Origin of the sequence: Shewanella psychrophila (assembly GCF_002005305.1) — a bacterium.
Taxonomy (GTDB): domain Bacteria; phylum Pseudomonadota; class Gammaproteobacteria; order Enterobacterales; family Shewanellaceae; genus Shewanella; species Shewanella psychrophila.
Genome location: NZ_CP014782.1, coordinates 6,326,334 through 6,347,396, shown reverse-complemented (window position 1 = coordinate 6,347,396; position 21,063 = coordinate 6,326,334). Strand labels below are relative to the sequence as shown.

The 21,063-nt window shown below is 44.6% G+C and carries 19 protein-coding genes; 17 read left to right on the top strand and 2 right to left on the bottom strand.

What is annotated here, in order from left to right; all coding sequences use genetic code 11:
• The first annotated feature begins 14 nt into the window (after positions 1-14).
• The 7 genes from atpE to sps_RS27845 are packed head-to-tail and all read left to right on the top strand — an operon-like array spanning position 15 to position 5,662.
• Positions 15-266 carry a F0F1 ATP synthase subunit C gene (gene atpE / locus sps_RS27875; RefSeq protein WP_011639455.1) on the top strand — a complete coding sequence of 84 codons (252 nt, stop codon included), beginning with the start codon at positions 15-17 and terminating at the stop codon, positions 264-266.
• 37 nt (positions 267-303) lie between these two features.
• Complete coding sequence (gene atpF / locus sps_RS27870) at positions 304-774, top strand: F0F1 ATP synthase subunit B (RefSeq protein WP_077755487.1); 471 nt, start codon at positions 304-306, stop codon at positions 772-774.
• 16 nt (positions 775-790) lie between these two features.
• The gene (gene atpH, locus sps_RS27865; protein ID WP_077755486.1) at positions 791-1,324 is read left to right on the top strand and encodes a F0F1 ATP synthase subunit delta; all 534 of its coding nucleotides are present in this window, start codon (positions 791-793) and stop codon (positions 1,322-1,324) included.
• A gap of 14 nt (positions 1,325-1,338) precedes the next feature.
• Positions 1,339-2,880, top strand: coding sequence for a F0F1 ATP synthase subunit alpha (gene atpA, locus sps_RS27860; RefSeq protein WP_077755485.1), 1,542 nt, complete (start codon positions 1,339-1,341; stop codon positions 2,878-2,880).
• A gap of 48 nt (positions 2,881-2,928) precedes the next feature.
• Positions 2,929-3,789, top strand: coding sequence for a F0F1 ATP synthase subunit gamma (gene atpG / locus sps_RS27855; protein WP_077755484.1), 861 nt, complete (start codon positions 2,929-2,931; stop codon positions 3,787-3,789).
• A 35-nt stretch (positions 3,790-3,824) separates the two neighbouring features.
• On the top strand, positions 3,825-5,201 hold the full coding sequence (gene atpD / locus sps_RS27850) for a F0F1 ATP synthase subunit beta (protein ID WP_077755483.1): 1,377 nt from the start codon (positions 3,825-3,827) through the stop codon (positions 5,199-5,201).
• Between the two features lie 32 nt (positions 5,202-5,233).
• Positions 5,234-5,662: a F0F1 ATP synthase subunit epsilon gene (locus sps_RS27845; RefSeq protein WP_077755482.1), complete on the top strand. Its 429-nt coding sequence runs from the start codon at positions 5,234-5,236 to the stop codon at positions 5,660-5,662.
• A gap of 105 nt (positions 5,663-5,767) precedes the next feature.
• Here sps_RS27845 and sps_RS27840 read toward each other — a convergent pair whose 3' ends face one another.
• Entirely contained in the window at positions 5,768-6,193 is a 426-nt protein-coding gene (locus sps_RS27840; RefSeq protein WP_077755481.1) for a CesT family type III secretion system chaperone, read from the bottom strand.
• Between the two features lie 175 nt (positions 6,194-6,368).
• Positions 6,369-8,132, bottom strand: a complete 1,764-nt coding sequence (locus sps_RS27835) for a protein-tyrosine phosphatase family protein (RefSeq protein WP_149027375.1) — start codon at positions 8,130-8,132, stop codon at positions 6,369-6,371.
• A gap of 351 nt (positions 8,133-8,483) precedes the next feature.
• Here sps_RS27835 and glmU point away from each other — a divergent pair, with 351 nt between their 5' ends.
• From glmU to cyoE, 10 genes are all read left to right on the top strand, one after another.
• Positions 8,484-9,848 carry a bifunctional UDP-N-acetylglucosamine diphosphorylase/glucosamine-1-phosphate N-acetyltransferase GlmU gene (gene glmU, locus sps_RS27830; protein WP_077755480.1) on the top strand — a complete coding sequence of 455 codons (1,365 nt, stop codon included), beginning with the start codon at positions 8,484-8,486 and terminating at the stop codon, positions 9,846-9,848.
• 258 nt (positions 9,849-10,106) lie between these two features.
• Positions 10,107-12,263 (top strand): TonB-dependent siderophore receptor, encoded by a 2,157-nt coding sequence (locus sps_RS27825; protein WP_077755479.1) that lies wholly within the window; start codon positions 10,107-10,109, stop codon positions 12,261-12,263.
• 209 nt (positions 12,264-12,472) lie between these two features.
• Complete coding sequence (locus sps_RS27820; RefSeq protein WP_077755478.1) at positions 12,473-13,243, top strand: DeoR/GlpR family DNA-binding transcription regulator; 771 nt, start codon at positions 12,473-12,475, stop codon at positions 13,241-13,243.
• Positions 13,244-13,294: 51 nt separating this feature from the next.
• Complete coding sequence (gene glmS, locus sps_RS27815) at positions 13,295-15,124, top strand: glutamine--fructose-6-phosphate transaminase (isomerizing) (protein ID WP_077755477.1); 1,830 nt, start codon at positions 13,295-13,297, stop codon at positions 15,122-15,124.
• A gap of 512 nt (positions 15,125-15,636) precedes the next feature.
• Positions 15,637-16,023: a hypothetical protein gene (locus sps_RS27810; RefSeq protein WP_077755476.1), complete on the top strand. Its 387-nt coding sequence runs from the start codon at positions 15,637-15,639 to the stop codon at positions 16,021-16,023.
• A gap of 190 nt (positions 16,024-16,213) precedes the next feature.
• The gene (cyoA, locus tag sps_RS27805; RefSeq protein WP_077755475.1) at positions 16,214-17,116 is read left to right on the top strand and encodes a ubiquinol oxidase subunit II; all 903 of its coding nucleotides are present in this window, start codon (positions 16,214-16,216) and stop codon (positions 17,114-17,116) included.
• 2 nt (positions 17,117-17,118) lie between these two features.
• Entirely contained in the window at positions 17,119-19,104 is a 1,986-nt protein-coding gene (gene cyoB / locus sps_RS27800; RefSeq protein ID WP_077755474.1) for a cytochrome o ubiquinol oxidase subunit I, read from the top strand.
• A complete protein-coding gene (gene cyoC, locus sps_RS27795) occupies positions 19,101-19,724 on the top strand; it encodes a cytochrome o ubiquinol oxidase subunit III (protein ID WP_077755473.1) in 624 nt (207 codons plus the stop codon). The genes cyoB and cyoC overlap by 4 nt, the downstream gene beginning before the upstream one ends.
• Positions 19,724-20,059: a cytochrome o ubiquinol oxidase subunit IV gene (cyoD, locus tag sps_RS27790; protein WP_418346699.1), complete on the top strand. Its 336-nt coding sequence runs from the start codon at positions 19,724-19,726 to the stop codon at positions 20,057-20,059. The genes cyoC and cyoD overlap by 1 nt, the downstream gene beginning before the upstream one ends.
• 10 nt (positions 20,060-20,069) lie before the next feature.
• Positions 20,070-21,002, top strand: coding sequence for a heme o synthase (gene cyoE, locus sps_RS27785; RefSeq protein WP_077755471.1), 933 nt, complete (start codon positions 20,070-20,072; stop codon positions 21,000-21,002).
• Positions 21,003-21,063 lie beyond the last annotated feature (61 nt).

Sequence of the window (21,063 nt, the reverse complement as noted above, 5' to 3'; positions counted from 1 at the left end):
ATTTGGAGATAGAGATGGAAACTGTATTAGGCATGACAGCTATCGCTGTTGCTCTACTAATTGGTATGGGTGCTCTTGGTACCGCTATCGGTTTTGGCCTACTAGGTGGCAAGTTCTTGGAAGGCGCTGCGCGTCAACCAGAAATGGCTCCTATGCTGCAAGTTAAAATGTTCATTGTTGCGGGTCTTCTCGATGCAGTAACTATGATCGGTGTTGGTATCGCATTATTCATGCTTTTCACTAACCCTCTTGGTGCAATGCTGTAATAAACGCTTCTGTCTTTAAACTAAATAGGAGGCTGTTGTGAATATCAACGCTACCCTAATCGGTCAGACGGTTGCCTTTATTATCTTCGTGTGGTTTTGCATGAAGTTTGTTTGGCCACCTTTGATGAATGCCATCGAAGAACGCCAAAAAAGGATTGCCGACGGTCTAGCTGATGCTGACCGCGCCGTCAAAGACCTTGAGTTGGCACAGGCGAAAGCTACTGACCAGCTAAAAGACGCCAAAGCTACTGCTAACGAGATCATTGAGCAAGCGAACAAACGCAAAGCTCAGATCGTCGATGAAGCAAAAGCCGAAGCAGATACTGAGCGTGCGAAAATCATCGCTCAGGGTCAAGCAGAAATTGAAGCTGAACGTAATCGCGTTAAAGAAGACTTGCGTAAGCAAGTTGCTGCTCTTGCCATCGCTGGCGCAGAGAAGATTCTTGAGCGTTCGATTGATGAAGCCGCCCACAGTGACATAGTTAATAAACTAGTTGCTGAACTTTAAATAAGGAGTTTGAGTTATGGCTGAAATAACCACCATCGCTCGTCCTTACGCAAAGGCAGCTTTTGACTTCGCTATTGAAAAGAATGCAGTAGATAGTTGGGCAGAAATGCTGAACTTCGCGGCTATGGTAAGTGAAAACGACACCATACAGCCTCTGCTATCTGGCGCACTATCCAGTGATAAACTGGCTGAACTCTTTATCGGAGTTTGTGGTGAGCAGATCAATGAGCAAGTTCAAAACCTGTTAAAGGTAATGGCTGAAAACGGTCGTTTAGAAACGCTACCTGCTGTATTTCAACTATTTGTTGAAATGAAACATGAATGGGCAAAAGAGATTGAAGCTAATGTAGTTTCAGCCACTGAGCTTACTTCAGTTCAGCAACAGGATATTAGTGTTTCTTTAGAGAAACGTCTAGCACGCAAAGTTAAGCTTAATTGCAGCATAGATGCCAGCCTTATTGCTGGTGTAATTATCACGGCAGGAGACCTAGTCATAGATGGCTCGGTTCGCGGAAAAATTTCGCGTCTGTCTGATACGCTGCAATCGTAATTGGGAGTTTGAGCATGCAACTGAATTCCACTGAAATCAGCGATCTGATTAAACAGCGGATCGAGCAGTTCGAAGTCGTTAGTGAAGCTCGCAACGAAGGTACTATCGTTGCAGTAAGTGACGGCATCATTCGCATCCACGGCCTAGCCGACGTGATGCAGGGTGAAATGATCGAGCTGCCTGGTAACCGTTATGCAATCGCGTTGAACTTAGAACGTGATTCTGTCGGTGCCGTAGTAATGGGTCCTTATGCCACTTTGGCAGAAGGCGACAAAGTTAAAACAACTGGTCGTATTTTGGAAGTCCCAGTTGGCCGTGGTCTATTAGGCCGCGTAGTCAACACATTGGGTGAGCCAATCGACGGAAAAGGACCTATCGACAACGATGGTTTCTCTCCTGTTGAAGTAATCGCACCAGGTGTTATTGAACGTAAGTCAGTATCTCAGCCAGTTCAAACTGGTTATAAAGCCGTTGATTCTATGATCCCAATCGGTCGTGGACAACGTGAATTGATCATTGGTGATCGCCAAATCGGTAAAACCGCTTTAGCAATCGATGCCATCATCAATCAGAAAGATACTGGTATCAAGTGTGTATACGTAGCTGTAGGGCAGAAAGCTTCTACTATTGCTAACGTTGTACGTAAGCTTGAAGAGCACGGCGCATTGGCGAACACCATTGTTGTTGTTGCTACAGCTTCTGAAGCTGCTGCACTGCAATACTTGGCTCCATACTCTGGCTGTTCAATGGGTGAGTACTTCCGCGACCGCGGTGAAGATTCACTGATTGTCTATGATGATCTTTCTAAGCAAGCAGTTGCTTATCGTCAGATCTCATTGTTGCTTAAGCGTCCACCAGGACGTGAAGCATATCCAGGTGATGTATTCTATCTTCACTCTCGTCTGTTAGAACGTGCTTCACGTGTTAACGCTGAGTATGTTGAGAAGTTCACTAAAGGTGAAGTTAAAGGCCAGACTGGTTCTTTGACTGCTCTACCGATTATTGAAACTCAAGCGGGTGATGTATCTGCATTCGTACCGACTAACGTAATTTCGATTACCGATGGTCAGATCTTCCTTGAAACTGACCTGTTTAACTCTGGACTACGTCCTGCTGTTAACCCAGGTATTTCGGTTTCTCGTGTTGGTGGTGCGGCTCAGACTAAGATCATCAAGAAACTGTCTGGCGGTATTCGTAGCGCACTAGCACAGTATCGAGAGCTTGCAGCGTTCTCACAATTTGCATCTGACTTAGATGATGCAACTCGTGCTCAGCTTGAGCATGGTGAGCGTGTTACCGAACTAATGAAGCAAAAGCAATACGCACCTATGAGCGTTGCCGATCAGTCTGTGTCTATTTTCTCAGCTGAAAAAGGTTACCTACAGAGCGTTGAGCTGAATAAGATCGGTGATTTCGAAGCATCTCTGCTCTCATACATGAACAGCGAGCATGCTGACCTTATGAAGACCATCAACGATACTGGCGATTATAACGCTGACATCGAAGGTGAGTTGAAGGCTGGCCTCGATAAGTTCGTCGAAACCCAAACCTGGTAAATCGAAGAGGTGTCGTAAGGCACCTCAGGTCCAGATTGGAGAGCAAAGATGGCTAACGCTAAAGAGATTAAAACCAAGATCGCGAGTGTTCAAAATACTCAGAAGATCACGTCTGCAATGGAGATGGTTGCCGCGAGCAAAATGCGTAAAGCACAAGATCGCATGGCAGCGAGTCGTCCATATGCAGAAAATATGCGTAAGGTTATCGGTCACGTGGCGCAAGGTTCTCTCGAATATAAGCATCCATATTTGGAAGTGAGAGAGGCTAAGCGTGTTGGTTACATAGTTGTGTCAACCGACCGTGGTCTTTGTGGTGGTCTGAACGTCAATCTTTTTAAGAAGGTTGTCGCAGACGTGAAGAAGCAAGGTGCAGCCGGAGCAGAAGTTGAATTCTGTCCCATTGGTGCACGTAGCATACAATTCTTCAATAGCTTTGGCGGAAAAGTATCTGCTTCTGCATCGGGTTTAGGCGACGCTCCGTCGTTGAAAGATCTGATCGGAACAGTACGTGTCATGCTAGAAGCATACAACGAAGGCAAGCTGGATCGTCTGTACGTGGTATTCAACAAGTTTGTGAATACTATGAGTCAGACGCCTGTGATCGAGCAGCTGCTACCTTTGCCTAAGTCAGAAGATGATGAGAAGTCTCATCATTGGGACTACTTATACGAGCCAGATCCAAAAGAGCTTTTGGATACCTTACTGGTACGTTATGTGGAGTCTCAAGTTTACCAAGGTGTTGTCGAGAATATTGCATCTGAGCAGGCGGCTCGTATGGTCGCCATGAAAGCTGCAACAGACAATGCCGGTGATCTTATCACTGACTTGGAGTTGGTCTATAACAAGGCCCGTCAGGCTGCGATTACGCAGGAACTGTCGGAAATTGTTTCAGGTGCCGCTGCCGTTTAGGCAAGGTAACAAATACAAGTTTTAGAGGATTTATCATGAGCACAGGTACTGTTGTCCAAGTTATTGGCGCGGTTGTGGACGTTGAGTTTCCACAAGATGCCGTACCTCAGATATATGACGCTCTAGAGATCAAAAGTGAAGGCTTGGTGCTGGAAGTCCAGCAGCAAATCGGTGGCGGTGTAGTTCGTACTATCGCCATGGGTTCTTCAGATGGTCTGCGTCGTGGTCTTGAGGTGACAAACACAGGTTCACCAATTTCTGTTCCGGTTGGGTCTGCGACTCTAGGCCGTATCATGAACGTATTGGGCGAGCCTATTGATGAAGCGGGTGCTATCGGTGAAGAAGATCGCTATGTGATCCACCGTGACGCTCCTTCATATGAAGATCAATCAAGCACAACTGAACTTTTAGAGACTGGCATCAAGGTTATTGACCTTATCTGTCCGTTTGCTAAGGGTGGTAAAGTTGGTCTGTTTGGTGGTGCTGGTGTTGGTAAGACCGTCAACATGATGGAACTTATTAACAACATCGCTAAAGCACACTCAGGTTTATCTGTATTTGCTGGTGTAGGTGAGCGTACTCGTGAGGGTAACGATTTCTACTACGAGATGGAAGATTCTGGCGTTCTCGATAAAGTGGCCATGGTATATGGTCAGATGAACGAGCCTCCAGGAAACCGTCTACGTGTGGCACTTACTGGTCTGACTATGGCTGAGAAGTTCCGTGACGAAGGTAAAGATGTACTTTTCTTCGTTGATAACATCTATCGTTACACCTTAGCGGGTACTGAAGTATCTGCACTGCTAGGCCGTATGCCTTCAGCGGTAGGTTACCAGCCAACTTTGGCTGAAGAGATGGGTGTACTTCAGGAGCGTATTACATCGACTAAGACAGGGTCAATTACCTCTGTTCAAGCCGTTTACGTACCTGCGGATGATTTAACGGATCCGTCACCAGCAACAACCTTCGCTCACTTAGATGCGACTGTTGTATTGTCACGTAATATCGCTTCTATGGGTATTTACCCAGCGGTTGACCCATTGGATTCGACTTCACGTCAATTAGATCCTCTGGTTGTTGGTCAAGAGCATTATGATATTGCTAACGGTGTACAAACCGTACTTCAGCGCTATAAAGAGCTGAAAGATATTATTGCGATTCTAGGTATGGATGAATTATCTGATGAAGATAAGACTACCGTAGCTCGTGCTCGTAAGATTGAAAAATATCTTTCACAGCCTTTCTTCGTAGCTGAAGTATTCACCGGTTCTCCAGGTAAGTACGTTTCTCTTAAAGACACAATCCGTGGCTTTAAGGGCATTCTAGAGGGTGAGTTCGATCACCTTCCTGAGCAAGCGTTCTACATGGTTGGTTCTATCGACGAAGCCGTTGAGAAAGCTAACAAAAAATAACTAGGTGTTCAGCACTAGTTTAAGGAGAACTGATGGCAGCCATGACAGTACAGCTTGATATTGTAAGTGCAGAAAGCAGCATCTACTCTGGTCTTGTAGCACACCTACAAGTTACCGGTGGAGAAGGCGACCTGGGTATTATGCCTGGTCACGCACCTCTGCTTACTAATATCAAACCTGGCATGGCGCGCATCGTCAAGCAAGACGGAAAAGAAGAGGTGTTCTACCTTTCGGGTGGTATCCTGGAAGTACAACCTTCTTCTGTTTCAGTATTGGCTGACGTCGTTATGCGTGCCGATGAAATTGACGAGCAAGCAGCTGTTGAAGCTAAACGCCACGCCGAAGCCGCTATGGCCGAAGCTGGTGCAGACTTCAATTATGCAGCTGCAGCAGTTGAGCTAGCCCAGGCTATCGCTCAGTTGCGTGTTGTCGAAACCATCAAGAAGAACATTGCCAGATAAGGTTATTGTTTGATGAAAAAAAGCGCCTAAGGGCGCTTTTTTTGTGTTTAAAGAAGGATGCTTACTGTCTCATCTCTTGTAACTTCAATACTTATTACCGTAGAATTAAACTCGAAAACTAGCAAGATTAAACTCAACTCTTGTTTTAGTGCCGACTTTCCTCTTTTTATCGGTCGTTAAGTTATCGCTCGCTTGGCTTAGTAATTCTAGCTGCTGATATAAGGTATTACTATCGGCATTGGGTAAAAACTGCCGATTCCAAAGAATGATACTATCGCTCGACTCATCAATACCTAGAGCAGGCTTGAGTAGAGCTTGGCTAAACATATTGTATTTTAGTAGCTGCTGTATATCGAAATTGTCCACTGGTCCAAGATTAGAAAACATTAATAAGTTATCGGTAGGCTGCTCTGTTAAATGGCAAATAATCTCTCCAATCTGCAAACTCATTACCTCTTCAATCTCGGTTGGTACATCTAATCCTAATGCTTTATATAACTCACTAATTACCAGTGTATATTGTTGACTCATGCTTGATATCCATCCTGTTTTACAATGAGACAAGTAGACCAAATAAGTGCGCTATTCACTATCAATAACGGAGGCTATTTTTTAGGTTATTAAGAAACATGACTCAACAATCAGAAACAACAAGAGCCAGTAATAGATTGCTGGCTCTTACACTTAAGAGAATATCAACCTCATATTAGCTAACTAAAGCTCTACTCTGTGAATTTGCTATTTCAGCCAATACATCAAGCTGCTTATCTGTCTGTACCATAATACCATTACGGCTAGTACGCATATCTGTCACGATAGACTCTAGGCTAGCTTTATTCGCAGGCTCTTGCATTGCCATCGCACCTAAAATTTGACCTGTACGGCCAACACCAGCACGGCAATGTACAACAGGTAGTAATTTATCAGGATCACCTACCGCACGACTTCCAATAGACTGATACCCGCTTAATTTTTCATCTGTTAGCTCTTTGATTTTGGCTGTGATTTTCAGAGTTACTTCAGCATCGACAGCAGTCATATCTTCCCAATTAGTGATATGAACAACTGGGACTTCAATTGATTTTTGGCCTGGTTCTCTAATTACTAGCTTATAAACATCGGCATGGATACCATCAAAATCGACAGTTTCAACTAATGAAGATTTAGTTTGCACACTGCCATATTGAGCAGATTTAGAAAAATAATCCTGCATTCCTTTCGTTGGATCGTTCATTTTACTTTGTTCAGTTAACACGGTTAACGACGGAGTGCGGTTTTGTACTAGCATCTTCAAGTGACTTTCAATCTGATGTGCTAATGGATATTGAGTCGCGATAGCAATATTTTTTCCACCAATATTGATTCGGTTAGCATTCAAGTCTGACGCAACATTTGTGTGTTGAGCTGATTGTATATCGCCAAACCGATTCAATTTCGAGGTACCAGGCTGTTGCTGCTGATAGAGATCTGGATGTGCCTTAGGGTTTAAGTTACCCCTAAGGTTGGTTAATCTTGAATCTAACTCTTGCCTATCAGCTTCCAGTGAAGATGGGGCCGTTGTCAGTACATTTCTTGCCGCATGAGTTTGTTGAGCTTGCGGTGAGTGAGTTGTGGCTCTGTAATCATCAATTTTAGCTTTTGCCGCCTCTAAGTTTGTTGTTCTAGCGAGCCCAACCCCTGGTAACTTAACACTAAATCCTTGCCCTGATGAACTAGGCCATATAGCCAGTGAATTTACTGCTTTATTGGGTTTACTAGATAAAATAAGCACATCATTACCTAGATGATTTTGAATACCATTCCCAATTTTTTCTAATGCTTGTTCTTTACTCTTGGCTGCTAAAAGCAGAGTTGAACCAGGAAGTTTCACCCCAAATGAGCCTGGTTTTCTGCTGCTAGGCCAAAAGGCGATGTTGTCACTCTTCATTTCTGTCGGTTTGAGACCTAATTCATCAATCTCAGAATAGAACATTTGAGCTACCTGAGAACCTTGCAAGCTATGGTTGCTTACATCTGGCGACGATAAGTGGGGATGACTAGCAAGAGCTTGTGGTCCACGCTCTAGCTGTGCACCTCTTGGAGGTACGGCTGGCGCTTGATCTGCCTGTTCTGCTTGCTCTCGCTTCACTGCGCCTAGAATAATTCCAGCAGCTTTTACTGTTAATTCTCCCTTTATTTCTTTTAGCACAAAGCCATCTTTTTCTGTATTCCCAGATCCAAGGGAAAACTTACCATCAGCCTGAGCGGCATATAAAGATCGTGTTTCATCTTGGGTTAAGGCAATATCTCGAACATGGGCTAAAAGTGCTTGAGCTGTTTGTGAGTCCGCTTTTGACACTCCAGTTTGCACAACCTTATTACCGAGCACGCCCATTCGAGTGTGACTGTTGCTTACATCTGCTTTAGTTATCTGATCAATGTAACTTGTTAGTAATTGTGCATTTTTCTGAACCTGAACTGTAATTGGCATATTGATGTCCTTTGTATTAACTTAGGCACATCATATTTTTTTATCGCTACCAATTTAGTCATTTTTAGCTTTAATTTTTGCAATTTTGGTTATTTATCGCGAAGTCACTTCAAACCTTCTTATCCCTCTCTATGTTTGTTATGCACATAAAAGCCTTAGGAATGCATGAAGCTTATATATAAAACTGTTATCTTATTACTGGATCCCAAGCTCCAATAAATTTCTTATAAGCATCAATTAGCAATAACCTTCTTCTTCGCTTTTCCCCCGTTTTTCCGTTAAAATCAGCCCCACAAAATTTACCCCCATTTTCTTTATTATTTTGATAAGCATTAGCTCAAGGATAACTCCATGGCACTAAACGTAGTGATTTTGGCCGCAGGCAAGGGAACCCGCATGCGCTCAGATCTTCCTAAAGTCTTACACCCTATTGCCCATAAGAGCATGGTACAGCATGTGATCGATACCGCTCATCAGGCGGGCAGTGATACGATTCAGTTAGTGTATGGCTACGGTGCGAATAAGCTACAGAGTGTCTTAGGTGAGCAGCAGCTTAATTGGGTGCTTCAGGCTGAACAGCTGGGCACTGGCCATGCGGTGGCTCAGGCTAATCCAAATATCAATGATGACGATACCGTGCTTATTCTTTACGGTGATGTGCCCCTTATTCAAGCATCTACACTCGATGCTCTGCTTTCTGCCCGTCTCGATAATGGTCTGGCGATTCTTACCGTTAATCTGCCTAATCCAACAGGTTATGGCCGTATAGTACGCGAGGAAGGCAAGGTAGTCGGCATCATAGAGCAGAAAGACGCCAATGCAGAGCAGCTTGGGATTAATGAGATTAACACAGGTATTATGGCAGCCCCTGGTAAGCAACTTAAAGCCTGGCTCTGCCAGTTATCATCAGATAATGCTCAAGGCGAATACTACCTGACAGATATCGTCGCCATGGCAAATAAAGACGGTGTGGCTATTACAACGGCTCAGCCTGAGTCGGCTGTTGAAGTTGAAGGTGCCAACAACCGAGTACAGCTGGCGCAACTTGAGCGTGCTTATCAAGCTCGTGCTGCCGAGAAATTGATGCTCGAAGGTGCAAATTTAAGAGATCCTGCACGTATCGACATCCGTGGTGATGTATCTGTTGGTATGGATGTGATGATCGACATTAATGTCATCATTCAGGGTAAAGTCACCATAGGTAATAATGTGACTATCGGTGCTGGCGCCATTCTTATCGATTGTGAGATTAGCGATAATGCCGAGATCAAGCCTTACTCTATCGTTGAGAATGCTAAAGTCGGTGTTAAAGCCAGTGCAGGACCTTTTGCTCGTCTTCGTCCAGGAGCTGAATTGAAAACGGATGCCCACATAGGTAACTTCGTTGAGATAAAGAAGGCCGTATTAGGCGAGGGTTCTAAGGCGGGCCATCTAGCCTATATCGGTGATGCACAAATAGGTGCTGGGGTGAATATAGGCGCCGGTACTATTACCTGTAACTATGATGGTGCTAACAAGCATCTCACTGTTATCGAAGATAATGTGTTTGTCGGTAGTGATACTCAGCTTGTGGCTCCTGTGACCATAGGTAAAGGTGCCACCTTAGGCGCAGGTTCTACTATAACCCGTGATGTAGCGGAGAACGAACTCGTGATAACCCGAGTTAAACAACGTCATCTCAGCGGTTGGGCAAGACCGATTAAAAAGCCTAAGTAGGCTATAAGCTTGAAGTAAATAATTTAAAAGCGACGTTAACAGGTCGCTTTTTTTGTTTTTGGCTTTTGGGGGAAACTTATTATTGAGTTTGAGGTATTTGTTGTAGCTATGAAAATCATTTCGTAAATAAGCGTATTTACCTAGTAACTTAGCACTAGATCACAGTCAAATGTAAATTTCCGTAAAGAAACTTAAATAAAAATAATTCTCATTTATATTGCTGCCAACTTTCGTTTTATATCGATATTGGGGTTGGCTGTGTCATTAGTTTCTCGTTCATTTAAAGTCTCACCACTTAGCATTGCAGTTGTCTCTGCCCTTGCTGTTTTTCCTGTTCTTGCTGAAGATAAAAGCGCAGAAGAGGCAAAGGCTGAAGCAGTTTCTACCGCAAATATCGAGCGTATCTCGGTAACGGGTCGCAGCTTTAATGACTACAAGGTTGGCAGTGCTTCAGGTGCTATGCGCGGCGACATTAGTCTTATGGATACGCCACAATCTGTTACGGTTATTCCTGATTTCGTTATCGATGAGCAGCTGGCTACTAACCTTTCTGAAGTATTAGTCAATGATTCCAGTGTGACTGGTGGCTCTGAGAAATGGAACCGTCAGGTATTCAGTATTCGTGGTTTTGAGCTTTCTTCTGGTTCTGGCTACTTGATCAATGGTCAGCAGCAGTGGTCTCACTACGTACAGCCGATAGAAACTCTGCAGCAGGTAGAAGTGCTTAAAGGCCCTTCTAGTATGTTGTATGGCCAATCTGGTCCTGGTGGCTTGATCAATATGGTGACTAAGAAGCCTACTACTGAGACTATTTTTGACCTTGGTTTCGATACCGATGAACATGGTTCTACCCGTTTTCAACTAGATGCTGGCGGTGCTATCAATGAAGCCGAGACGATTCGTTACCGCACTGTGCTGGTTAAGCAAGACACTAAATATTGGCGCGAATATCAGGACGGCAGTAACCAAGAGCGTGATCGCTGGTTAGGTTACCTGAACCTAGAATTTGATATTACCGACGATCTATTACTCTCACTTAAATACGATCATACCCAAGATAAGACAGGCATCGACCGTGGTGGTTGGTTAGATAGCAGCGGTGATTTGATCGGCGGAGAAGACATCATCTGGGATCAGCCATGGGCGTTTACCGATAATACTATTACTAATATGGGCGCCGATATCACCTACCACATCAGTGATGATTGGAAGGTAAAGGCGGGTTATAACGATCAGCAGTTTAATCGCCAGCGCCTGGACTCTTCACCGTCATTAATAAGTGGTTCAGAAGATCCATTTACCGACGGTTACACTGTTAGCCCATTCGATCGTTACGATGATTGGCAGCACAAGACGGGCTATGTCGATTTTATTGGTAATTTCTCGACTGGCGGGCTAGACCATCAGTTCCTGCTCGGCGCTAATATGTTGGATTATTATTATGGGCAGTTGAAAGAGTCAGGTGATAAGAAACAGCCTGTTATGCCTGGTCAGCCTATCCCTAGGCCAGATCTCGACTACAACAATGATCCTGATGGAAAATATGAGAGTGACTATAAGCATTATGGTTTCTATATTCAGGACTTGATCACCATTAACGATAGTTGGCAGGTATTGGCCGGTGTGCGTTATGACGAGCAGAAGAAAGAGGGTGAAGGTAACAACAGTTACGCTGTCTCACCTAAGTTTGGTGTTATCTATTCGCCTGCGGCTAACGGTAGCATCTATGTCAACTACTCTAAGAGTTTCACCCCGCAGGGTAGTGTCAATAACGATAAAGATGTGAATGACAAGATGAATCTGGAACCTGAATATGGCGAGCAGTATGAGATCGGCACTAAATGGGAGCTGTTTGACGGTAGCCTACTATTAACCGGTGCCGTATTCGATATCACAGTCTCCAATGTCACAGTCACTGAAGATTTGGAAGTGCCAACAGTTGACCATGAAAAGATCACCACGCAAAGCGGTGAGCAGCGTCATAAAGGTTTTGAGATGGGGGCTCAGGGTCAGGTCAGTGATAACTGGTTTATGACAGCCTCAATGATGTACCTAAATGCTGAGTATGTACGCCCCGAAAGTGACTCGCTTAATGGTATGACGCCTGTTGATGCACCTGAGTGGTCGGCTAATGTCTGGACTCGTTACGAGATGACGGATGCGCTGGCACTCAACTTCGGTGCCATCTATGTGGGTGAGCGTTTCGCTAATACAAGCAATACAGTGACTAAAGATGGTTACGTACGTTTCGATATGGGCGCGGCATACACCATGGATGTGATGGGGAGTGATGTCAGCGTTCGTCTGAATGTGAAGAACCTATTCGATACCGATTATTTGGCGGGTGGTACAACTACCGATGTGACGGTAGGTGAAGGACGTCACCTTGGTTTAGCGTTAGAAGCTAAGTTCTAAGTCTCACGTAAACGCATACTTTAGATTTTTACAAAGGCAGCCAACTGGCTGCCTTTTTCATTTCTGCTGTGCCCTTTATTAAATGTCCTTCCACCAATAATGAAGAAAGTATAATCAATTTATTTGTCTATAATCTGATTAATAAATTTGCAAAATAGTTTCGTTTGAATATAATTCCGCTTTCGAAACGAAACATAAGTGAAACTTCAATGACCAAACGTAATACTCAGCAACGACGTCATACCATAATCAGTCTCTTAAATGAGGATGGTGAGGTGAGTGTCGATGAGTTGGCATTACGTTTCGAAACATCAGAAGTCACCATACGTAAAGACCTAACAGCATTAGAAAAAACAGGCCTGCTACTGCGTCGTTATGGTGGTGCGGTTTCTGTTCCTCGAGAGATGACCCAAGTTGTCACCGAAGCTATTTCTGCTAATAAGCAGAATATTGCCAAGGCCGCTGCGAGACTGATAAAAGACCACAATCGCATCATCATAGATAGCGGCAGCACTACGTCGGGTCTAGTTCAAGAGTTGAGTCATAAACGTGGTTTGGTGGTGATGACCAATGCCTTGCAGCTTGCTAGTGCTATTCATGAGCTAGAGCACGAGCCGACGCTCTTGATGACGGGCGGTACTTGGGATCCCCATTCTGAGTCTTTTCAGGGCCAAGTTGCTGAGCAGGTATTGCGTTCCTATAACTTCGACCAACTGTTTATCGGTGCCGATGGCATAGATATCGAACGTGGTACCACCACTTTCAATGAGCTCACTGGGCTTAGTAAGGTGATGGCCGAAGTGTCCCGTGAAGTCATCGTTATGCTGGAATCGGACAAGATAGGTAGACGTATACCTAATCTGGAACTGCCCTGGGGTGATATCAGCGTTATCGTCACAGATGACAAGTTGCCCGATGAGGCGGCAGAAAAAATTTCCGAACAAGGCATACGTGTGATCGTGGCGCCTTATTCAAACTAATTAAAAATTTCGATTTTAACTTTCAATTTATTTAAAAATTTAGGTATCAATATGTGCGGAATTGTTGGCGCGGTAGCGCAAAGAGATGTGGCTGAAATACTGGTAGAAGGTTTACGTCGTCTGGAATATCGCGGCTATGATTCGGCTGGTGTTGCCGTTATTAATAACGCTGAGCTAACGAGTACTCGTCGTGTGGGTAAGGTTCAGGAGCTATCCAGTGCACTGGACGCCGCCCCTTTAAGTGGTGGAACCGGGATTGCCCACACTCGTTGGGCTACACACGGTGAGCCCAGTGAGCGTAACGCTCACCCACATCAATCCGAAGGTGATATTGCGGTTGTTCATAACGGCATTATCGAGAACCATAACAAGCTACGTGAAATGCTAAAAGGCTTAGGCTATAGTTTTGCGTCTGACACTGATACCGAAGTTATCTGTCATCTGGTTCATCATGAGCTTAAATCTAACGATAGCTTATTATCAGCGGTTCAGGCGACAGTTAAACAGCTGGAAGGTGCCTATGGCACTGTAGTTATCGATCGTCGCGACAGGGATCGCATGATAGTCGCTCGCTCAGGTAGCCCATTAGTGATTGGTTATGGCCTAGGTGAGAACTTTGTCGCCTCGGATCAGCTGGCACTACTGCCTGTTACCCGTTCTTTCTCTTTTCTTGAAGAGGGTGATGTTGCCGAAGTCACTCGCCGTAGCGTTGATATTTATGATGTGGACGGTAACGCCGTTGAACGTGAAGTAAAAGAGTCAGAAGTGACTCACGATGCCGGTGATAAAGGTGAGTATCGTCATTACATGCTTAAAGAGATCTATGAGCAGCCACGCGCCATTGCACATACACTAGAAGGACGCATAGCCGCAGGCCAAGTGTTAGACAGTGCCTTTGGTGAGAACGCGTCTGAGTTTCTGAAAGATATTAAACATGTACAGATCATCGCTTGTGGTACTAGCTATCATGCGGGTATGGCGGCACGTTACTGGTTAGAAGATTGGGCAGGTGTTTCATGTAACGTGGAAATTGCTTCCGAGTTTCGTTATCGCAAGTCGCACATGTTCCCTAATAGCTTGTTAGTGACTATCTCTCAGTCTGGTGAAACAGCCGATACCTTAGCTGCGCTGCGTCTGGCTAAAGAGATGGGCTACAAAGCAACTATGACCATATGTAACTCTCCGGGTTCGTCACTGGTACGTGAATCTGATATGGCTTACATGATGAAAGCCGGCGCTGAGATTGGTGTTGCTTCGACTAAGGCCTTTACGGTTCAGCTAGCCGGCCTGCTAATGCTGACGGCGGTTATCGGTCGTCATAACGGCATGAGTGCAGAACTACAGGCCAAGATCACTCAGAGTCTACAGTCTATGCCTGCAAAAGTTGAGCAAGCACTAGGGTTAGATGATGCCATTGCCGAGCTTGCTGAAGACTTTGCCGACAAGCATCATGCACTCTTTCTTGGCCGCGGCGATCAGTACCCCATCGCCATGGAAGGGGCACTCAAGCTTAAAGAGATTTCCTATATTCACGCAGAAGCCTATGCATCGGGTGAATTGAAACATGGTCCATTAGCGCTTATCGATGCCGATATGCCTGTTATTGTCGTCGCGCCGAACAATGAGTTACTTGAGAAGCTTAAATCTAACGTGGAAGAGGTACGTGCTCGTGGCGGTCTGATGTATGTATTTGCCGATGTGGACGCCGAATTTAAATCTGATGACACCATGAAGGTGATTCCAGTGCCTCATTGTGATGAGTTTATGGCTGCACTTATTTACACCATCCCAATGCAATTATTGTCATATCATGTAGCTTTGATTAAAGGTACCGACGTTGATCAGCCACGTAACTTAGCTAAATCAGTGACGGTTGAGTAGACCCATTTGTGCGTCATTGCTTATGGCGCACATTGATCACACTGAATGTACACCATTTCGATGCAGCAATTGTCATATCATGTTGCTTTAATTAAAGGTACCGACGTTGATCCGCCACGTAACTTAGCTAAATCAGTGACGGTTGAATAAGTCTTCTGTTGAGTCATAAAAAACCGCCAAAATGGCGGTTTTTTGCTTTATTAATGGCTAGATTATTCAGCTAAGCGGCGTTAACGGAAGGTGCTTGTGCTCACCTTTAGTTAGTTTTAATGTATGTGTATCGTCACGGTTTTTCTTATTTTGAGAGTTGAAGTTGTTTTTATTTGGTTAAATTTGATCTAAACCTGTGCTTGTTAGGTGTTAATTAAGGTTTATTTAATATTAAGTCCACTTTATCAGGGGTATTTGCTTTCATTCGATAGCCTCTTTTTGTTATTCTCCGCGCTATATCACGCTCTGAATATTTTTTATTCGATCAACTTAACTATTTTAAGCCCAGCCGGACACGTTCATTGAAATTAACTGTTTTCCAATTCCTTATTGAAAAGTTGAGCTCTGTAGCAAGCTTTACCAATTTAGGTAAGACAAACTTAACTCTATTTCTAGGGTCAGTGTTTTTGCTGTCTCTGTCTGACGGTTTATCTGTGTCTGTTGGTGGCTATGTTGATATCGGTGAATTGGTGGCTCTGAGTGATGGCTTGTTTGCTGAATGTCTGGGTGTGAGTCTTTTTAGCCTCTTGATTAACCCTTTAGTCATTGAAATCCTGTGGCGCTTAATCCACCTTATTTTCAAATATCTCAATAGCTTAGGTTTAAGTAACTGCTTCCCTGTATTATCTTCTCTTGAATTCAGCTCCATTGAGCATACGGCACACGGCTGCCGTGCCCCTCCCGCATAATCTTATCTTTCTCGTTCAAAATTTAGCTATTCGCTAATTTAAACAGATCTTTGAATTGTTGATTTGAGCCGGCTTAGGTTGGACTCTTTATGGATCACCAGTCTGTTTTATCTGCGTTAGGCCACAACTGTACGGCTACCCATCATCTATGGATTACGCCGTAAACCATTAAGGTTAGAGGAATCTTCCTTTGTTAATTAGAAATTTAAGTAAGGCTGCACTGGCTGCATTGACGTTTATGCTGGCTGGTTGTGAAGGCGGTGTGCTGGATCCCAAGGGACAAATAGGCATAGATGAGAAACATCTCATTATTGTGGCAACCCTCTTGATGCTGATTGTCGTTATCCCGGTTATTTTCATGACGTTATATTTTGCATGGAAATATAGGGATGGTCGCGATCACGAAATTTATGCTCCAAAATGGGCGCACTCGAAAACGATTGAAATCGTTGTCTGGATCGTGCCGATTATTATCGTGATTATACTGGGTGTCATTACCTGGACCTCTACACACGATCTGGATCCTTACAAGCCATTAGAGCATGAGGCAACACCTATCACGGTTGAAGTCGTTTCTCTCAATTGGAAATGGCTGTTTATCTATCCAGAACTGGGCGTAGCCTCGGTTAATGAGGTGGCTTTTCCTGCCAATGTGCCGGTTAATTTTAAAATCACCTCCGATACGGCAATGAATTCATTTTTCATTCCTCAGTTAGGTAGTCAAATTTACTCTATGGCAGGCATGGCGACTCAGTTGCATCTGATTGCTAATGAACCGGGTACCTTCGATGGCATCTCGGCTAACTATAGCGGTGCTGGATTTGCTGGTATGCAATTTAAAGCTATCGCGACGCCGACAGCAAAAGACTTCGACGCCTGGGTAGCCAAGCTTAAACAGCAGGGAAAGAGACTCGACCCTCAAAGTTATCAGCAACTCGCTAAGCCAAGTGAGAATAATCCTGTCGAATATTACGGCTCTGTGAGCAAGGGTATGTTTAAACATATCGTTATGCAGTATATGCATCACGATATGGATATGGACATGTCACATCAATCTGGACATTCAACCTCTAAACATGAGGGGGCGGAGTAATCATGTCTTTTTTCGGTAATTTAACTTTAGAATCAATTCCATATGACGAACCTATCATAATGGTGACCCTAGCGGTCGTCGCTGTGATTGGGGTGCTCCTTCTGGCTTTGATCACCAAATATAAAAAGTGGGGCGTATTATGGAACGACTGGTTCACCTCCGTCGATCATAAACGCTTAGGGATCATGTATATAGTGTTGGCATTTGTGATGCTGATCCGTGGCTTCTCTGATGCGATCATGATGCGTACACAACAAGCACTTGCTACCAATGGTGCCGCTGGTTACTTGCCGCCTGAGCACTATGACCAAATCTTCACGGCTCACGGCATCATCATGATTATCTTTATGGCTATGCCATTTATGATAGGCCTGATGAACATAGTGTTGCCATTGCAGATTGGTGCCCGGGATGTAGCCTTCCCATTCCTGAACAACTTAAGCTTCTGGCTCACCGCATCGGGTGCCTTGTTGATCAATCTCTCATTGGGCTTAGGGGAGTTTGCTAAGACAGGTTGGGTGGCTTATCCGCCATTGTCTGAGCTGTCGTTCAGTCCCGGAGTTGGAGTCGATTACTATATTTGGGCCTTGCAGATATCCGGCATAGGAACGACCTTAACGGGGGTTAACTTTATTGCCACTGTGCTCAAGATGCGTGCGCCTGGTATGAAGTTGATGCAGATGCCTATCTTCACTTGGACCTGTACCTGGGCCAACATTCTGATTGTGGCATCGTTCCCAATCTTAACCGCTGTGTTGGGCATGCTGACCTTAGATCGTTATCTGGGCTTCCACTTCTTTACCAATGATGGTGGCGGTAACGCCATGATGTATATCAACCTGTTTTGGGCTTGGGGTCATCCGGAAGTCTATATTCTGATTTTACCTGCCTTCGGTATCTTCTCTGAGGTGATATCGACGTTCACTTCTAAGCGCTTATTTGGCTATAAATCTATGGTTTGGGCCAGTGGAGCCATCTCCATCTTAGGTTTTATCGTTTGGTTGCATCACTTCTTTACCATGGGGTCGAGTGCTAACGTTAACGCCTTCTTTGGTGTGATGACCATGGTCATTGCTGTGCCAACCGGGGTTAAGTTATTTAACTGGTTGTTTACTATCTATCGCGGGCGTTTGCGATTGACAGTGCCTGTGTTGTGGACATTAGGCTTTATGACGACTTTCACCATAGGTGGTATGACTGGAGTCTTGTTGGCCTTGCCGGGTGCCGATTATGTATTGCATAACAGCTTGTTCTTAATCGCTCACTTCCATAACACCATCATAGGTGGTGCGGTATTTGGTTACTTTGCGGGCTTCGCTTATTGGTTCCCGAAAGCCATGGGCTTCAAGCTTAATGAGCGCTTAGGCAAGGCATCATTCTGGTGTTGGCAGATAGGTTTCTACGCCGCCTTTATGCCTCTGTATGTGCTTGGTTTCATGGGCATGACTCGTCGTATCAGTCACACAGATAATCCTGCTTGGAATTTCTGGATCTATTTTGCAGCTGTGGGCGCCTTTATCATCTTCATCGGCATCATATTGCAGTTTGTACAACTGTATGTGAGTTTCCGTGATCGTGAGCAAAACATGGATACCACAGGCGATCCATGGAATGGCCATACATTAGAGTGGTCAACGTCATCACCGCCTCAATTCTATAACTTTGCTAAGGACCCTCAGGTGTCTGATATAGACAGCTTTACCGACATGAAGGAGAAGGGTGAGGCTTATCAGCGACATGAAAGTTATCAGCCAATTCATATGCCTAAAAATACCTCTAGCGGTATCTTGATGGCCTTAGGTATTACCGCCGCAGGTTTTGCTGCTATTTGGCATATTCTTTGGTTGGCTATCGCCGGAATGCTGAGTGCCTTCGTGGTGTTCTTGTTCCGTGCTTATAGCAATGACCATGATTATTACGTTCAACCTGATGAAATTGCCAGAATTGAAAATGCGCACTTAGATAAGGTTGCAAGGGGGCTGACATGAGTATTGCTATCCGAGCAGATATAGAAGTTGTACAGGCTGATGAGCATCATGACGAACATCATGATACCAGTGGTAACACGCTATTAGGTTTCTGGATTTATCTGATGACCGATTGCATCTTGTTTGCCTCGGTTTTCGCGACCTATGCCGTGCTCTATATGAATACCGACGGTGGTGTTTCCGGTAAAGATATTTTCGAATTAAACTTCGTCGCAATCGAAACCGCTGCACTTCTGATCAGTAGTATTACTTTTGGTTTCGCTTTAATTTGCGCTAAACATCAGAAGAGGGCTGCAACCTTGATCTGGTTGTTGATCACTTTTGCCTTAGGTTGCGCGTTTATCTCCATGGAAGTCTATGAGTTCCATCATCTGATCGAGCAGGGTAATGGACCTCAGCGTAGTGCATTTCTGTCAGCTTTCTTCGCCTTAGTTGGCATGCATGGTTTGCATGTGACAGCCGGACTTATCTGGATGGCGATCATGATGTTTGAAGTCATTAAGTCAGGTTTAAATAATCGCAGCATCACACGTTTGGGCTGCTTAAGCTTGTTCTGGCACTTCCTGGATGTGGTTTGGATCTGTGTCTTTACCGTGGTTTATTTATTGGGGATGCTGTGATGAGTCAAACACATACAAGTGAAAGCCTTACTTCAGATGATTTCATGGCTAGCGTTAAGTCTTATCTCGTTGGCTTTGTACTGTCGATTATCTTAACTGGCATTCCATTTTGGGCGGTCATGACACATCACTTCGAGAAACCTCTCACCTTAGGTTTAGTGCTAGTGATGGCCATAGTGCAGATAGTGGTGCATTTAAAGTACTTCTTGCACTTGGACTTCTCTAAAGAAGGCAAGATCAATACATTCTCATTTCTGTTCACCGCCCTGATTATTGTCATGGTCGTGGGCTTATCTGTGTGGATCATCTACGCAGCTAACGCTTTGATGATGTAGGGAAACAATCATGAATAGTCAAGGTTTGAGTATGTCTGCAAAATTGAAGTCACGTCTACAAGCTTATGTTCAGGTCACTAAGCCTGGCATTATCATGGGGAATCTGATTTCTGTCGCTGGTGGCTTCTTGTTAGCCGCTAAGGGCAATGTGGATTTGACCTTGATGTTTACAACCATGATTGGCTTGTCCTTGGTGGTAGCCTCGGGGTGTTCGATCAATAATTGTATCGATCGTGACATCGATGCCAAGATGAAGCGAACCCGTAATCGAGTCACTGTGACCGGGGAGCTATCAGTGCGTGCCGTGATGATTTATGGCATAAGCTTAGGTATCATCGGTTTTAGTTTGTTGGGGATATTTACCAATAGCTTGGCGGTTCTGTTTGCCGCCATTGGTTACCTGGTCTACGTGGGTGTTTATAGCCTGTATATGAAGCGTCATTCCGTATATGGCACCTTAGTAGGTAGCTTCTCTGGTGCCGTGCCGCCGGTTGTTGGTTATTGCGCCGTCAGAGGTGAGATGGATGCGGGAGCCGCCATTTTACTGCTGATGTTTAGCCTATGGCAGATGCCACACTCCTATGCCATTGCCATTTTTCGCTTCAATGATTATGCCGCCGCCAATATTCCTGTGTTACCAGTGGCGGAAGGGATCACTAAGGCAAAATTGCATATTGTGCTCTATATTGCGGTATTTGCCTTAGTCAGTGCCTTGCTGCCATTGGCAGGTTATACGGGGATCGCCTTTATGGCGGTTACCTGTGCTACCAGCTTGTGGTGGCTAGCTATGGCATTGAGAGGTTATCGCCATGGCATCAATCTGCAGAGCTGGGCACGTCAGGTGTTTGGTTTTTCCATCGTAACCATTACCGCCTTGAGTGTGACCATGGCTTTGGATTTTCAATTGGTAACACAGACACCCTTGTTAACCTTGGTGCAGTAATTCTCAGTTTTAAGCCGTTAAAAACCGCCTAAATGGCGGTTTTTGTTTAAGTCGATTAAAA